Raw genomic sequence first — 14,352 nt, forward strand, 5'->3', positions numbered from 1 at the left:
GCCTCGTGCAATGTCTCATGCAACCCGAAAAAGAGACTGCGCAACTGGCTTTTTTCATCATTGATGTTCAGCTTATTACTTGAATATCGAAACCATCTGCCAACATCTCGTTCTTTTCAGACGACTGCCCTGACGCTTCTACGGCGCCGCGTATAGTGCGACGCATACGATATCAATCCCCGCCGCCCGGGCCGACAACGGAGAGAAGTTGATGGGACACGTCAATGGCATGAGCCGGCTGCAAATCGTGCGATTGCCGAGTGCTGACTCTGCGCCGGCGTCCGATGCGTCCCGCTCGAACCGCCATGAATCCAGGCACGAAACCGCATCCGGAGCCGCGCACGAATCAGGACCCGGTTCAGCACACGAAGCGATGCAAGAAGCCATGCACGAAGCGACACAGGAAGGCAAGACCGCACCGAAGCGGATCGGCATACTGATCTTCGAAGACTTCTCGCTGGTCGAGGTAAGTTCGATATCAGAGGTGTTTTCGCTCGCCAACGACATATCCACGTTGTCCGATTCCGCCGCCGTCAAGTCGGGCGCACCACCGGATTATGCGTTGCTGTTCTTGTCCAGCGATGGCGGCAGCGTTGCCAGCAGTTGTTCGATGCGCATCTGGACCGAGAGTCTGGACACACGCTGGATGAGCGAGTGCGACGCCCTCTTCATTGCTGGCGGCGAAGGCGCGCAGCAAGCGAAACTGGATACGGCGTTACTCAGGCGGCTAAGCCGGGTCGCACCAAAGATATCGTTTGTAAAGGCCATTGGCGAAGGGTCGCAGATCCTCGCGGCGGCGAACCTTTCATTGCAGAACCGGGCGCCCGACTTTGAAGACCCGGCGGCGGCATCCGCGTTGACGAGTTCGCTGTTCATCGCTGAGCAGACACTGACGCTCGATGACCCCAAGGGTCCAATCGCAGCCGCCCTCTCCATCATCAAGCGCGATTACGGCCCGGCGGTGGCGCGTGAAGTATCGGAGCGTTCCATTCCAGGTGCGTGGCCGAAGCTGTCCGCCGTGCTCGACGACACAGACGTAGGCGGAGTGCGACAAAAGATTGACGCAGCGGCGCGGTGGATGCGTGAAAACTACATCCGGCCGATTTCGATTGCGGATGCCGCGCGCGTGGCGGCCATGAGCGAGCGCAATTTCCTGCGCCGCTTCAAGGCGCAGATCGGGTTGACGCCGTCGGAGTATTTGTTGCGGGCGCGACTGGATGCCAGTTGCATGCTGCTCGCCGCGACCGACCTTCCCGTCGATAAGATTGCGCGTCGATGCGGCGCCGGCAGCGGCGATGGACTGGCGAAGATATTCCGCAAGCGCCTGTCCATTTCACCGACCGAATACCGGCTGGCCGGACGCAGGAAAGCCGCGGAGGAATGAGAGGATGTTTACGCTAAGGCGGCTTTACGGCGTGACAGCGTTAGAAACACGGATTAAAAAGCCAAGCAGCAGGCACAGCGCAACAAGCGCAGCGGCGACGATCCTGGTCACCGCTCAAGCGCGCGCTTTTCGGGGGGGGTATGACGAGTACGACTGTTTTGAGTTTGATCACCAATTTCGGTGATGCGGGTTTGACCGTTCCCGTGGCAGCCGGGTGTGCGTTGTGGCTAAGCACGAGTGACAAGCGCGAAGCGCTGGTTTGGTTGGGTACGCTGGTGGGCGCGTTGGCGTTGGTCGGGGTGAACAAGATTCTGTACGCGGGCTGTGGCATCGAGCTTCGTTCGATCGACTTCCGCGTGATCAGCGGCCACACCATGCTGACATCGGCGGTGTGGGGCGTGACGTTCGGTTTGCTGGCCGGCAGCAGAGGCGTGAGGTGGTACAGATTAGGCGCCGCGGCCGGCTTGGCACTGGGCGCACTGATCGGCTTTTGCCGGGTCGTGCAGGACGCACATACACCCATTGAAGTGGTGGCTGGCTGGTTCCTGGGCGGCGGTATCGCGTTGTATTTCCTGCGACGCTTCTTCAAACAGCCGCGCAAGATGCCGGGGTCGATCTTTGCCGGGCTGGGTCTGCTTGCGGTGTCGACGATTGCCTATGGGCATCACGCGCCGATTCAGCAAATGCTCGTCGCCTACTCACCGTGGTTATGCCGGTGGTTTGATTTCTGATTGACTGGTTCTGAGGGAATCGCTCGCGCCACGTGTGACGTGGTGCTGGCGCGAACGAAAATCATCCGCCTAGAAAGGCTCAATCGCCTCAGCTTGCTCGACCACTTCCGCAGGGAACATCGCGGGCAGACACTCACGCAAATAGGCCTCGAAGTCTTCACGCACTTCGGGGTGCTGCAACGCAAGCTGCACCGTCGCCTTCAAATAGCCGAGCTTGCTGCCGCAATCAAAACGGGTGCCGTAATACCGGTAGGCGAGCACCTGCTCGACCGTCAGCAACGACGCAATCGCATCAGTCAATTGAATCTCGCCGCCACTGCCGGGCCTTGTATTGCGTAGATGCGTGAAAATTCCCGGCATGAACACATAGCGCCCCACCACCCCCAGGTTCGACGGCGCCAAAGCCGGCTGCGGCTTCTCCACGATGCCCGACAGCTTGATGATGTCCTCTTCCCACTCGCGCCCTTCAATCACGCCATAGGACGCGCTATCGATGCGGCTGATCCGCTCCACCCCAATGACCGAGCTATGGTAATGATTGAACACATCGACCAGTTGCTTCATGACCGGCTCCTCGCTGTGAAGCAGGTCGTCGGCAAGGATCACGGCGAACGGATTCTCGCCAATCAACTTTTCGGCGCATAGCACCGCGTGGCCGAGCCCGAGCGCGGTCGGCTGGCGCACGTAAAAGCAGTCCACATTCGCGGGCTTGATGTTGCGCACGACCTCGAGCAACGCCTCCTTGCCGCGCGCTTCGAGTTCCGCCTCGATCTCGTAGGATTTGTCGAAGTGGTCTTCAATCGCTCGTTTACTTCGGCCCGTCACGAATATCATTTCCGTGATTCCCGCCGCTATGGCCTCTTCGACCGCGTACTGGATCAGCGGTTTATCGACGACAGGCAGCATTTCCTTCGGGCTCGCTTTTGTCGCGGGAAGGAAACGGGTGCCAAGTCCCGCGACAGGAAATACGGCTTTGGTGACTTTCAACATCGCGCGCGCTTCCCCAAAATACGTTCAAATTAATGCACGAACGCCCGTTCGTGCGTGTTCGTGCAGTATCCCCATGCATCGAATTCGCATTCATTCGAAGCTTTCAATTACGGCACCGATATTCATCGAAAGCCGCGTTTGAAAACGTAAAATAATTTGCTGCGTCGCAAGGCGATGAGCCGGATCACCCTGACCCCATTGGTTGCGGGAGCCAGCCGGTGCACGAAAAAAATATTCAAGCTTGCGCCGCACCGCAGCGCGGCCGCCCTGAAACAATTATTCCTGATCGTCCGAATGCGGAAAGCGAATGCCCGACGCGTTCAGCTTCGACATAGGATCGTTACGCAGCGCGTCCCGATAAGCCGAGACCGCGGCGAGGATCAACAAAACAGCAATACCGGCAAATGCGTGCATGTCCATGACGTACCCCGTTTTTGAATGGTTTGAAATGAAGTTAGCAGAAAAAAAACGACAAATAATTGCCGAATAAATTCGTTACCTTTCGAACAGACCGTAACAAGCTTTTTGCTCATCATGTGCACGACGAGGTGTTTGCCTCGCATATTTTTCCATTATTTGCCGGACTAAGATGCCATCTGCAAAGTGCGCCGCTTAGTAGCCCACCTAGTGAACCACGCAGTGCGCCGCAACCGCACCAGATAAGGCACAGCCAAGGCCGGGAACCGTCTCCGGCCTTTATTCAACCTGGACACGAGGTTTTCAATGAGCGATTCGTCCCTGCTCGATCCGGCCGGTTCCGCCCTGCAGTTACCGATCGAACGCGCAGCCGCTGTCAGCATCGACGACCGCGATGTGGCCATCAACGCGTGGCGTGGTTTTGCGGCATTGCTGGTCGCTTATTTTCACTGCCGCCAGATCACCTGGATCGGCATACAGCAATTCCACAGGACCGGGGCCAGGTTCGACCTCAACACGCTCTTCAGCTATCTCACGTTCCCCATTGCCTGGGGTTCGGCCGGTGTGCCGATCTTCTTCGTGATCAGCGGGTACTGTATTCATCGCGGAACGGCGCGCAAGCTGCTAGCGAATCCCGCCGCTCACTTCAATACCGGCAACTTCCTCATGCGCCGTTTCGCGCGTATTTATCCCGTACTGCTTGCCGCGCTGGTGCTGACGTACGTGCTGGATACGTTCAGCCACGGCTTCACGCCGGTCAGCCCCAAGATTGGCACGGCGGATCTGCATTTGTTCATTGTCAACCTGCTTTCGCTGCAGGGCGTAGCTGGCGGTACATTCGGGTCGAACGGCGCGTTGTGGACGCTGTCGCTCGAAGTGCAGTTCTATCTTGTGTATCCGTTGCTGATTGCATTGCGCCGACGGATCGGGATGAAGTCGGTGCTGGTTTGCGTTGGCATCGTCAATGTGATTTCGGCGTTGGTATTTGAGCGTCACGAGATTGTGCTGTTCGCGTCGTACTGGTTCTCATGGACGCTCGGCGCGTGGATCGCCGAGGCGAAGGCCGCGCCCGATGCGCGCAAGATGCCCAACGGGTCGATGAAGCTGAAGATCGCCGCGGCTGTGGTGGCCTTGCTTGGCTGCGGCGCGTTCAAGTTCGGGCAATACCTGGCGTTCCAGTTCTGGGCGCTGGCGTTCGCGCTGTATCTGTTCCAGGCACTCGATAAACCCATGCGCAACTCGTTGCCGGTAAGGGGTTTCTCGTGGCTTGGCGAGTTCAGCTTTTCACTGTATATCGTGCATATTCCGATCCTGATCCTGCTCGGATCGGTGCTGTTTCACTCTGCGCTGCAAACGACTATCTGGGCGTCGTTCGCCTTCATGGCTGTGCCGATTGCGGTGGCTTATGTGTTCTACATGCTGGTCGAGCGCCCCGCGATGAACTGGTCCGCCAGTCTCAAGCGACGCCAGTCGGCCGCTGCTTAAGCGCAGTCCTCGGCTTAAAACAAAACGAAGAAGCCTCGCGCCAGCAGCAATATCGTCTAGTTAAGGTTCCCGTGAAAAAACCGCGCTCAGCAATGAGCGCGGTTTTTTCTATCTGGACGTGCGTCGGCGTGAATCGGCAGGCAAGTGCCCCTGAGCGGGTTTTGAGAGCAGCTCCTAAGCGCGATAAACTGAGCAACGGCAAATCCCTCGGCAGGTTCCTCGCCGTCCAATCAGGAAATCAATGATGTTGCAGCTCAGTGAGCGAGACGCCGCAATGCTGAATGGCGACGCGGGCAGCGGTGTCGCACTGGCCATGAGGATCGTCACGCGCACGGCGAACGTGATGGGCGCCGGCAGGTTGATCGATATAACGTCGGCGCACATAGACGGTTGTCTTTATCACGGCGCGGCAAGCCTGGACTTCGTCGAACGATTCGTCGAGAGTGAAACACGGGTAGCGGTGCCCACGACGCTGAACGTCGGCTCTCTCGACTTGATCCATCCCGAGCTGTATCAGGGAGAGCAAAGCACTCAGCGCGCCGCCGAGCGGCTCATGAAAGCCCACATCGAACTGGGATGCGAGTCGAGCTTTACGTGCGCGCCCTACCAGCTCGAGCATCGCCCCAAGCTTGGGGACCAGATAGCCTGGGCGGAATCCAACGCCATCGTATTCGCGAATTCGGTCCTGGGCGCCCGCACCAGCCGATACGGCGACTTCCTCGATCTGGCGGCTGCGATCACGGGCCGAGCACCCTACGCCGGCTTGCATGTCACCGAAAATCGGGCGGCCCGGATCCTGATCCGGGTTGCCGATTTCGCCGCGCTTCCTGGCCGCGATGTGTTCTTCGCGGCGCTCGGCTTCGTGCTTGGCAAAGTCGCGGGCGCGAGCGTGGCGGCCATCGACGGTCTGCCGCCCGATACCAGCGAGGACGAGCTGAAGGCGCTTGGAGCAGCGGCGGCTTCGAGCGGCGCGGTGGGGCTTTTTCATGGCATCGGCATCACGCCGGAAGCGCAGACGCTCGACGCAGCGTTTCAGGGAAAGCAGCCCACTCGGGTAATCGATGTTTCGCTGGATCAGCTTCGCGCCGTTCGCCGGCATCTCAATCATGCGCAGCCCGGTGATGCGTTGGTTGCTGTCAGCCTTGGAACGCCGCATTTTTCCGTCAGCGAATTCGAGCAGCTTGCCGCCTTGTTCGCAACGTTCTCCGGTCCGCTCGCGTGCGACTTCTATGTGAACACCAGCCGGTTCGTATTGTGGCAACTCGAGTCGACGGGCATAGCGGATACGCTTGCGTCCAGAGGCGTGCAGATCGTCCTCGATACCTGTACCTACATAACGCCCGTCATGAAAAAGATGAGCGGTATGGTCATGACGAACTCGGGCAAGTGGGCACTTTACGCACCCGCGAATATTGGCGTGCGAGTGGCCTATGGAAGCATGAACGAATGCGTGCGCTCCGCTTTCACGGGAAAGGTTTGCTTCGATGAACCCACAAGCCAGTTTTAAAGCCGAGGCCCTCACGAGCGGATTCGCGCGGGCGCCCGGCGTCTTTATTGAGCCGCTGAGTTTCTGGGGCGGGTACGACGCTGAGACGGGGACCATTGTCGATCAATCGCATCCGGCCTTCGGCCAGCGCCTTGCCGGTGTGATCCTGCTAATGCCGAGAGCAAAGGGGTCGAGCTCCAGCAGCAGCGTGCTTGCCGAAGCCATACGCAACAAAACCGGACCCGCGGGCATTGTGTTATGCGAGCGGGACCTGATCATTGCCATTGGCGTGATCGTCGCGAACGAACTCTATGCATCACAGGTCCCGCTCGTGCTCGTGAGCAACGAGGAATTCGAACAGCTATGCAAAGCCGGCGGCGTCATCCAGATAGACGCGCGATCAGGCAAAGAAGCAGCGCGGGTAACGATCGAGAGTTCTCCTGTGCTTTAGCTAGCTTCGTTTCAATCGCGACTTCCCGGCGACATCGGAGAGAATCTTTTGAACGCTCTCCACATACCTTTCGGTACCGAAGCGGTTGATCGCATTCGCATAACCCTGCTCGACCAGCCGGTTGCGCAAACCGGCATCGGACGATAGCTCGCCCAGCGCGCCCGCGAGCGCGTGGACGTCGCCGGGCGTACAGAGAATGCCGTTCTCGCGATCTTCCACGATGTCCGTCACACCGCCCGCCCGCGCCGCCACGATCGGCCGCTTCGCCAGCATGCCTTCAATAATCACGCGGCCGAACGGCTCCGGGCTGATGGACGTGTGCGCGACAACATCGACCGCTTTCATGCATGCCGCAATATCGTTCTGGAAGCCCAGAAAATGCACGCGGTCAGCCAGACCATGTTCAAGCACGTAGGCACGCAATTCCGCCTCGTAGGCGTCCTCGCCGAAAAGCGCTGCCCCTACCAGCACGGCATGCATCTCGGGCGCCTCCAGCAGCGCCTCGAGCAGGATGTGCTGCCCCTTCCAGCGCGCGAGCCGGCTGAACGAGCCCACGAGGAACGCATCCTGCGGCAAGCCGAAGCGCGCCCGCAACTCGTGCTGAGCGACAGATTCCAGCTCGGTGAACGGCTCGGCTGAAATACCGTTGAACACCACGTCCAGCCGTTCCTCTTTCATGCGCGTCAACGCGGTGAGCGCAACGGCGGATGCCGTCGAGTTCGCGATCACGCGATCCAGCATGAGCTTCGTGCACCACTTGATGATGGTGAGCTGGGTCTTGCCGAAATGCTCCGGGCTGACGATGTCGCGCAGATGCCACACCACCGGTCGCCGCGAGATCAGCCCGGCGATAGCGCCGACCACCATCGCGCGTTGCGTGTTCACGTAGATCACATCGGAGTTGCGCGACTTTTCCAGCGTGCCGCGCACGAGGCTCATGACGCCGCCGATCATGCCCGCGCCCGGCCGCTTCATCCCGCCGTCCTTGCTCAAGCCGCCGAGCCCGGCGCCGTCGAGCACATCAACTTTGATCCCCACCGCTTCGAGCGCGATGCGAAACGGGCCGTCATCGAATAACACGGTCTCATTGGTGCCGCGCATGTTCTTCATGACTTCAAGCAACGAGAGTTCCGCGCCGCCCAGCACACCGCTTTGATCGACGGCGAGAACGCGCATTGCGTCGGCCTCTTCGTGATCCTGGTCCTGCTGCGAAGCCGCGGCCTTAGCCACCGCCTCGACGGCCGGCACCGGCGGCATGGCAGGTGGCGCGAGCATAAAGTTAGGCGCAACGCTTTGCACATAAGCGCGAAGACCATCGCGGAAATGCTTGTGCGAAAAACGCTCGGCATTCGCGCGGCAATCCGCTGGATTGATCTTCACCGCGCCGAGTTCGAAACCTTCCACTGCGTCGATGATCGCGGCGGTCGTCTGTTCATCGAAGAAGAGGCCCGTCGGGCGCGCGTGCGAACTATCCAGCACGGTCTCCAGCGCGCCGCCCTTGCCGTACGCGATCACTGGCGTTCCGCACGCTTGCGCCTCGACCACCGAGATGCCGAAGTCCTCTTCGGCCGCAAACACGAACGCCTTCGCGCGCCGCATCTTGTCCTGCAAAACGGAGAACGGCTGATAGCCCATGATCTCGACGTTCGGCGTGGCCTTGTCGCGGATCTTGCGCATGTCGGGGCCGTCGCCGATCACGACCAGCTTGCGCTCCGGCATCTTCGCAAATGCTTCCACGATCAAATCGATCTTCTTGTACGGCACCATCCGCGACGCCGTCAGATAGAAGTTCTCTTTCACCTCGCAAAGCTGAAACGCCTCGACATCGACGGGCGGAAAGATCACGTGCGAATCGCGGTGATAGACCTTGTTGATCCGTCGGGCGATGAACGCCGAATTCGCGATGAAATGGTCCACCGAATTCGACGTGCGAATGTCCCAGTTACGCATGTAATGCAGCACCATGCGCGCGAGCAGCGACTTCACGCCGGCCGTGAGATTCGATTGCTTCAAGTACTGATGCTGCAGATCCCACGCATAGCGAATGGGCGAATGCACGTAGCTCACGTGAATCTGATCGGGACCGGTCAGCACGCCCTTGGCCACCGCATGGCTGCTTGAGATAACGAGGTCATAGCCGGACACATCGAGCTGTTCGATCGCAAGCGGCATAAGCGGTAGATACGAGCGGTAACGCTTTTTCGCCTGCGGCAGCTTCTGGATGAACGAGGTCGTGACCTTCTTGCCACGCATCCACGTCCGCTCTTCCATGAAGTCCACGACGCTGAAAAGATCAGCATCGGGAAAGCACATGACGATCTGTTCGAGCACCTTCTCAGCGCCGGCGAAAGCGACGAGCCAGTCATGCACGATGGCGACCCGCGGCACCCGTTTCGCGATTCTCGCGCGGTGCCGGGGCGGCGTGTCCTGCACGGCTGGCGGCAGCAGGCCGACGGGGTCGAGCGTCACTCGCACCGGGTCGATAACCGCTTCATCGAGATCATGTCTCATGTGTCTCTCCTCACCTTAAACCGTAGATTTCACGCGCCGTTTGAGGCGCACATTCAATTCGTGGACGAAGCTGCGCGCCATGGAGCGCAACGCGGGCCGCGTGAGAAGGGAGCAGCAAAAATTAAGGCCAGCGATGACAAACGCCGCGGCTATTGATTGCAGCGGGTACTCGATCGGATCGATGACAAACGCCACGCCCAGGCCCGCGACGAGAAACGCGAGATGCATCAGCATGTCGGCGGCAATAGGCCGGGCGTGGATACGGGAAATCCACAGCAGCAGGCCATAGTCGGCGAGCGAACGCAGCACGACCACGCCGGCCGCGCCGATAGGACCGAAGTGCGCGATGCCGAACCACAGCGCCGTCACGAAGAACGGCAGTTGCACCACGCCGATACGCGCCGCCGTGGCGGGATTGATCTGCGACTGGATCATGATGCGCGTGACGCTGGCTTGTCCGACGAGCCACACGCCGATGATCAGGATCCGGCCCACTGGCGCGCTGGCGATCGCGATTTCTTGCCCTACCCAAACATGCAGGAAGGGCGCGAGCACGAGCATGACGAAGAGCGCGATCGGGGTGAATACACCGTTGAGGAATTCAAGTGACTGCTGGACCATGGCATCGGCGTGTTCGCGTTTAACGGCGGACAAGCGCGGGAACAAGGTGCGAACGAGTGAGTTCGGCAGCATGTTCAGGCGCGTGACGAGGTTCTGCGGGACGGTGTAGTACGTGACGAAACGCGCGCCAAGATTGGCTCCCAGGAGAATGCGGTCGAGGGAGTCCGTGATCATGCTGGAGATGGTCGCGACCAGCATCCAGCCGCCGAACTTGAACAAGCCGCCGGCTACGCCTAGCTGCGGCCATTCGATGCGTTTGATGTCGAGCACCTTGAAGCTTGCTCGTGCGAGGAGTATGACGGCGAGGACGCGTGCGACGACGGCGGCGGCGAGTACGGTTTGCAGGTTCGGCGCAATTTTCCAGGCGGCGGCTAGCGGCAGCAACTGAAACAGGAAAGTGCCAATCGTTTGATTGGTGTTGTAGATACCGAAGCGTTCGACGCCGTTGATTGCACCGGCGCAGACCCATGACACGTTGGCGATGGGGATGGCCAGGGCGAGCCACGGGAGCGCGTGGTAGACCTCGCGTTGCATGGCCGGGGAGGAGTGTGCGACGTAGGCGGTGTAGGCGAACGCGCCGAAGTAGATCAGGACGCCGCCGATGATGCCGGTACCGAGGTTGAGCCAGATGGCGCTCCAGAACACGCGTGAACGGGCTTCGGGGTCATTGGCGGCGTGGGCCTTTGAAATCGCGTGTTGAGCGGCCATGCCCATGCCGAGATCGAGAATGCCGAAGTAGCCGATGAGGGTCCAGACGAGGCTGATCACGCCGTAGCGTTCAACGCCGACGAGATGGATGTATGCGGGCACGGTGATCAACGAGACAAAGGTAGGCAATACCAGTCCCGAAAAGTTAATCGCCATGTTCTTCACCATCGATTTTTCCATCGTTCGCACTCGTCCTTGGGGGTTCGTTCGCACTTGGGATTGTTTGGGGCTTCGTGGGTCTTGGGTCGATGCCGGGTTGCTGCTTTTAAGATTGGTGGTCCGTTCTAAGCCCCAGCTCTAGTGGCTCTGAGTCATTGCCGGGTTGATGCTTTCGGTGTTAGTGGTCTGCCTGAGTCGGATTTTCTCTTTATCACTATTAGCCACTGTGCGTGGCGGCACGTCATTTCTTGGTCCTTAGCGACAAAGAAACGAAGCAAAGAAAACGCTTTCAAACCACGCTACCCTAAGTGTCCACAGCGTGCAGTTCCCATTCATAGGTGCCCCAAAAGCACGGTGCTCGCCAGAGCGGAGGATGTGTGAACCCCTCCTTCTCCGAACACGGATACCCACACGCTTCGCCACCAGTGACTGAACCTGCACAAGGAGCACCCCGCGCTATCCGCGTAAAACAATCGACCAAATTTGTAAGCATAACGAACCACGAAACCAACCCACGAAACAACAAAACTCCAACGATTCGTAACGCCGTCGCCAACAGAAATAAGCCTGTAAGCCTGCGACCAACTCACCAAAATCTAAGGCGGTAAATCCCCGTCAAGCTGCTACGGATCACGCTGTCATCTAAGAAAACGACCGCGCAGATCAGGCAGCTAGCCTACAAAAAAACTGCAGCCGTGAATGCGCGTGAGGCCGGGCGGGTTCCTTGGCAACTGGTGCTTGCCCGAGAGCGTTGGGGGCGAAGCGTGTTCGTGTAAGGATTCGCGAGAAGGAGGGTTTCACACATCCGTGGCTCTGGCGAGCACCGTGCTTTTGGGGCACCCATGAATGGGAACTGCACGCTGTGGACACTTAGGGTAGCGTGGTTGAAAGCGCTTTCTTTGCTTCGTTTCTTTGTCGCTTTGGACAAAGAAATGACGTGCCGCCACGCACAGTGGCTAACAGTGATAAAGAAAACATCCAACTCACGCAGACCGCTAAGGTCGAAAGCAGCAACCCGGCATAGACCCGGACCGCTAACCCCGGAACCTGGCAACCCTGCATCAACCCACGACCACTAACCCTGGCATCCCGGCATCAACCCCAACCTCCCGACCCAGTCACCTCAAACCCCAAAGTGCGAACGAACACCTACTCGTGCCACCTGTACATCATCACCTTCCCTCGCGCGTCTTCTTCAACAAACACCAGGTACTCACCATCCGACTGACGGCTCGCGCTAATGCCATTCGGCACATCCACCCACCCTGACGCACCACCCACCTCCGGACCCGGCTTGATCACCCCAACCTCGCGGCCCGTATCCTTCTCATACACATGCACCGTCCCAACCGGTTCCACCGTGAACAAATACTTTCCCTCAACGGTCAAACCAATCGTCGTAGCCAACGGCTTGCTCTTCGTATCCCAAGGCAACTCAATCGAATACCGCTGCACCGGCACCTTCGACCAATGGTCGTACCGCACCAACCGTCGCCCCACTTCCTTCCAATACCCACGGTCAAACGGCTCGTCAGCCGTGTACCCAGTCAAATACATCGTGTCCGTATCCGCCTCATACACCGCTCTCTTCACCACGTTGAACGGCGCAGGCATAGCGTAGTTCTGCGCGTTGGCATACGCATAAACCGGATTGCCCACTCGGTCCACACCACCGTATCGAAAACGATTGATCCCCCGCGTATCACTCGTGTGCCAAATATCGCCCTTCGTATCAACCCACCACCCCCATCCACCAGGATTAGGTAGTAGTCCGTTGTTCACATCGAACTCATTCGCATCAAACCGGCCATTACCGTTAGTGTCGCGCCAGATCCAGTCGCCATGCGGCGGATGATTCGGAATGTTCTGCGCCCCACGCTCACGACCTGCAAAGTAACCCGAAGGAATCGCCAGCTCTCCATCACGCTTTGCATCGAACCGATAAATCTTCAGATGGTCCGAATACATGTCCGTCAAGTACAAGAACGTACGGCCATCAATCTTGCGAGCAATCGGCTGCCCCGGCCAGTCATCCACGCTAAAGCTAGGATCCTCGGGATACTTGAACCGCCCCGACAGGAACCCCACGTACTTCCATTCCTGCCCCGCCGGTTTCGATAGATCCAGCTCGAAGCGCTTGTTGCCGGTGTAGACACTGTTCGGACGCGCCGGGTCCATCCACGCACCATCCACGAACAATAATCCCTGCACTTGCCATAACTGCCGCCCATCAGGCGCATAACTCTCAAGCGTCGCGCCCAGTCCCGCACCGGTCGCGCCCTGCCGAACGCCAATCCCATTCGTCGATACATAAACGTTCCCGGCCGCATCCACACCCACGCCGGTCAGCCCATTGAACCGCTGCGGACCTGGACGGCCCGCGACACCCGAAAAAATGCCGCCACGCTCACCGAGTGCCGCCGACTCGCGGTACTTGTCCGCGCCGCCATCGCGCGTGAAGATCAGCACTTGCTGACGCGGTCCGTTGTCCGCAACCAGCAAACGCCCCTGAGCATCTATCGTCAAATCGACGGCATCCGAGCCCGCCGCCAGCGCGGGAGCATCGTCGATCGCCACGCCCGCCGCCGTGTAATGCGCGAGCTGCGCCCGGCCGCCCTGCGTATTAACCAGCGCCCACAACGTGCCGTCCTTCGCGAGCGCCAGACGCCCCGGCTGAGTTGCGTTCCATTTGTTCTTTTGCTGCATCGACTCGGCGTCGTACACCTCGATGCGGTTCATCGCGGTATTCGCCACATACAACAGCGCATCCGATGCCGCCAGTCCGCCCACGTCCTGCTTTACGTCGTCCGTCTTCGGTGCGCCGCGCTTGTCTTCCGGCGCCTCGTTGATCATCAGGAAAGCGGCGGCGAGCTGCGCGTGCCCATCTTTATCGGCGGCAAGGTTCGCCTGGAACGCCACGCTGCGTTTCATGTCGCTAATGTCTCGGCGCGACACGCCAAACCACTGCTTTCCCTTGGGCGGCCACACACCCGCCTTCTGCAAATTGCCGCGCTCGTTGCCCACTCCGACCGCGACAAACGCATAGCGCCGGTTAAGCGCAATCGCATTGCCGCCGTAGTTGCCCCAGCCGTGCGTGCCACCCGCCGTACCAAGCACCTTGCCGTCCTTGTAGACGCTCACTTCGGCACCGCTTTCGTCCCACGGCGCGTTGGTGTACACGCGGCCGTCGGGCGTAACGGCAATCGCGGTAATGTTGATCTGCGTCCACGTGCCATCACCGAAACCAAAGGTGTTGCCAATCCACGATGTACGCGCCTGGAGCACCGTAGGCGACGCCGGATACGCGGAGGCCACCGCAGCCAGACCGAGCGCTCCCACAACCAGAAAACGTGATGCCAATAGCAAAATGCGCGGAAAACGATGCAAGAGGTTTTCTCCGTCTGAGAGC

The 14,352-nt window shown here is 59.4% G+C and carries 10 protein-coding genes; 5 read left to right on the forward strand and 5 right to left on the reverse strand.

Features of this window, described 5'->3' with window-relative positions:
• The first annotated feature begins 211 nt into the window (after positions 1-211).
• Both SBC1_RS13775 and SBC1_RS13780 read left to right on the forward strand, forming a co-directional pair.
• On the forward strand, positions 212-1,384 hold the full coding sequence (locus SBC1_RS13775) for a GlxA family transcriptional regulator (protein WP_243830222.1): 1,173 nt from the start codon (positions 212-214) through the stop codon (positions 1,382-1,384).
• A gap of 140 nt (positions 1,385-1,524) precedes the next feature.
• Positions 1,525-2,115 carry a phosphatase PAP2 family protein gene (locus SBC1_RS13780; protein ID WP_165988125.1) on the forward strand — a complete coding sequence of 197 codons (591 nt, stop codon included), beginning with the start codon at positions 1,525-1,527 and terminating at the stop codon, positions 2,113-2,115.
• A 69-nt stretch (positions 2,116-2,184) separates the two neighbouring features.
• Here SBC1_RS13780 and galU read toward each other — a convergent pair whose 3' ends face one another.
• Together galU and SBC1_RS13790 are read right to left on the reverse strand one after the other, a co-directional pair.
• Positions 2,185-3,105, reverse strand: coding sequence for a UTP--glucose-1-phosphate uridylyltransferase GalU (gene galU / locus SBC1_RS13785; RefSeq protein ID WP_165988127.1), 921 nt, complete (start codon positions 3,103-3,105; stop codon positions 2,185-2,187).
• Positions 3,106-3,381: 276 nt separating this feature from the next.
• Positions 3,382-3,525: a hypothetical protein gene (locus tag SBC1_RS13790; protein WP_165092361.1), complete on the reverse strand. Its 144-nt coding sequence runs from the start codon at positions 3,523-3,525 to the stop codon at positions 3,382-3,384.
• A gap of 303 nt (positions 3,526-3,828) precedes the next feature.
• Between SBC1_RS13790 and SBC1_RS13795 the strand changes: the two genes are divergently transcribed.
• From SBC1_RS13795 to SBC1_RS13805, 3 genes are all read left to right on the forward strand, one after another.
• The gene (locus tag SBC1_RS13795) at positions 3,829-5,007 is read left to right on the forward strand and encodes an acyltransferase (RefSeq protein WP_165988129.1); all 1,179 of its coding nucleotides are present in this window, start codon (positions 3,829-3,831) and stop codon (positions 5,005-5,007) included.
• 244 nt (positions 5,008-5,251) lie between these two features.
• Positions 5,252-6,514 (forward strand): aconitase X catalytic domain-containing protein, encoded by a 1,263-nt coding sequence (locus SBC1_RS13800; RefSeq protein WP_165988870.1) that lies wholly within the window; start codon positions 5,252-5,254, stop codon positions 6,512-6,514.
• On the forward strand, positions 6,492-6,944 hold the full coding sequence (locus tag SBC1_RS13805; RefSeq protein WP_165988131.1) for an aconitase X swivel domain-containing protein: 453 nt from the start codon (positions 6,492-6,494) through the stop codon (positions 6,942-6,944). Before SBC1_RS13800 ends, SBC1_RS13805 begins: the two co-directional genes overlap by 23 nt.
• Here SBC1_RS13805 and SBC1_RS13810 read toward each other — a convergent pair whose 3' ends face one another.
• The 3 genes from SBC1_RS13810 to SBC1_RS13820 form a co-directional block, all read right to left on the reverse strand.
• A complete protein-coding gene (locus tag SBC1_RS13810; RefSeq protein ID WP_165988133.1) occupies positions 6,945-9,455 on the reverse strand; it encodes a glycosyltransferase family 4 protein in 2,511 nt (836 codons plus the stop codon).
• A 15-nt stretch (positions 9,456-9,470) separates the two neighbouring features.
• Positions 9,471-10,964 carry an oligosaccharide flippase family protein gene (locus SBC1_RS13815; protein WP_165988136.1) on the reverse strand — a complete coding sequence of 498 codons (1,494 nt, stop codon included), beginning with the start codon at positions 10,962-10,964 and terminating at the stop codon, positions 9,471-9,473.
• 1,128 nt (positions 10,965-12,092) lie between these two features.
• Positions 12,093-14,330 (reverse strand): hypothetical protein, encoded by a 2,238-nt coding sequence (locus tag SBC1_RS13820; RefSeq protein ID WP_371826736.1) that lies wholly within the window; start codon positions 14,328-14,330, stop codon positions 12,093-12,095.
• Between the last annotated feature and the right edge of the window lie 22 nt (positions 14,331-14,352).

Source organism: Caballeronia sp. SBC1 (assembly GCF_011493005.1).
GTDB lineage: Bacteria > Pseudomonadota > Gammaproteobacteria > Burkholderiales > Burkholderiaceae > Caballeronia.